We start from the raw sequence: 1,871 nt of genomic DNA on the forward strand, positions 1-1,871 counted from the left end.
GGGTGCCGATCCGGCATCCGCAGGACCCGCAGCCGATGATGCCCTGGCAGAGCGGCTCGCCCTCGCGGGGCGGCCGGGCGCCGCGGTGGGTGCAGTTCGCCGCCAGTTTGGCCTCGATGTCCAGGAACTGCTGCCAGGTGATGTAGCCGTCGTGGTGCTCCGGCAGGACGATCGCCCACTGATCGCGGGGCAGGCGCGGGTAGGTCGTGCGCACGGTTCCGTCCGGCCGGACGGTGCGCTGGGTGCGGTGCCGGCCGTAGACGTAGGCCCCGGCGTAGGCCGGGTTGGTCAGCACGCCGAGCACCCGGCCGTGGGTGAGTTTGCCCCAGCGCAGCTGCCCGTCCCACACGCCGCCGTAGGCGCGCAGGGGGAACTTGCGGGTGGTGAAGGCTGCGACGACGCCGTAAGCGGAGCCGGTGCGGGCGAACTCGGCGAACACGTCGGCCACCGCGGCGGCGACCTCTTCGTCGGGGTCGATCGCGACGAGGCTGTCCTCGTCGTAGACCAGGCCGACCGGCAGCGGCACGTGCAGGTCTCCACGGGCGGCAGCCGCCTGCTTGGCGCCTTGCAGTCGTCCGGTGAGCAGGTGGAGCTCGGCCTCGGACATGCTGCCCTTGAGGCCGAGCAGCAGCCGGTCGTTGAAGTCCGCGAGATCGTAGACCCCGTCGAGGTCGATGACCAGGGTGTCGGTGAGTCGGGCCAGCTCCAGGAGCCGGGCGATGTCCGCCGACGAGCGGGCCAGGCGCGATACCTCCAGGCCGAAGACCGCGCCGACTTCGGCCAGGCAGACCTTCGCCACCACCTCGTGGAAGCCGCCGCGCTCGGTCCCGAACCGGGCCGAGATTCCCAGGTTCGCGTCGATCACCACGACCTGTTCGGGCGGCCAGCCGAGCGAGACCGCCAGCTCCGCCAGGGCGTACTGCCGCGCGGTCGACTCCGTGTGCTCGCGGACCTGCAGCATCGTCGACTGGCGCAGGTAGATGACGGCCAGTCGGGTGCGGTGCGAGGCGGTGATCTTCGACTCGCCGTTCACGGCCGCCACCTCCCGCCCGCAGCGACGCCTCGATCATGTTCGCCACCACGGCCACGGCCTGGGCGCGGTCCCATCCATCGATCACCGCGGCACCTCGTCCCCGGCCAGCGCCTGGCGAAGCTACTGCCGCGACCTGGGCGTTCATTCATGAGGATTCGCCTCCGCCCTGTCGCTGGCAAGGGCTCGCGAGAGCATCGAGGAGCGCTCGGAGCTCGATCAGGGACTCCTGCGACACCCGCGCGCCCTCGGCGGCCGGCCCACGGTCGGTCCACTCAAGCGGCAGCGTCATGCGCGCCCCGGTGCCGGTGTCCACGACGACCATCCGCCTCGAACCGCGCTTCATTGAGTACAGGACCTCGACCTGACGACCTGCGAGCGGGTGGAAGGGGTGCGTCACCACCAGCCAACCCGAGTGCTGCTTGGGCGCGACGGCACTATGCCGCCTCCGTCCCGACCGTGGCGGATCGGGTGGTCCAGGCGTCCTTGAAGCTGGTGCTGGAGCCGATTTTCGAGGCGGACTTCGCGTCGTGCTCGTATGGCTTCAGGCCCAACCGGCGGGCGCACGACGCCATGGCCGAGACGCGCTTTCTGGCATCCAAGACATACGAGTGGGTGCTGGAGGGCGACATCAAGGCGTGCTTCGACGAGATCTCGCACTCGGCCCTGATGGACCGGGTGCGGGCTCGGATCGGAGACAAGCGCGTGCTCGCGCTGGTGAAGGCGTTCTTGAAGGCAGGCATCCTCACTGAGGTTGGCACCTCCAAGGAAACTGTCACCGGCACTCCGCAAGGTGGGATCCTCTCGCCGCTGCTGGCGAATGTGGCGCTCTCGGTCCTGG

The 1,871-nt window shown here is 70.0% G+C and carries 3 protein-coding genes; 1 reads left to right on the plus strand and 2 read right to left on the minus strand.

All coding sequences use genetic code 11. The annotated features are described in order from the left end of the window. Nucleotides 1-1,033 (minus strand): recombinase family protein (locus tag ACZ38L_RS39320; protein WP_465702925.1); only part of this gene is annotated, 1,033 nt, incomplete at its 3' end. 145 nt (nucleotides 1,034-1,178) lie between these two features. Beyond that, a complete protein-coding gene (locus tag ACZ38L_RS39325) occupies nucleotides 1,179-1,433 on the minus strand; it encodes a DUF5372 family protein (protein ID WP_465702927.1) in 255 nt (84 codons plus the stop codon). Nucleotides 1,434-1,525: 92 nt separating this feature from the next. Between ACZ38L_RS39325 and ACZ38L_RS39330 the strand changes: the two genes are divergently transcribed. Beyond that, nucleotides 1,526-1,871: reverse transcriptase domain-containing protein (locus ACZ38L_RS39330; protein ID WP_465702929.1), on the plus strand; the 346-nt coding region annotated here is incomplete at its 3' end.

The organism is Kitasatospora sp. NPDC024654 (assembly GCF_055559155.1).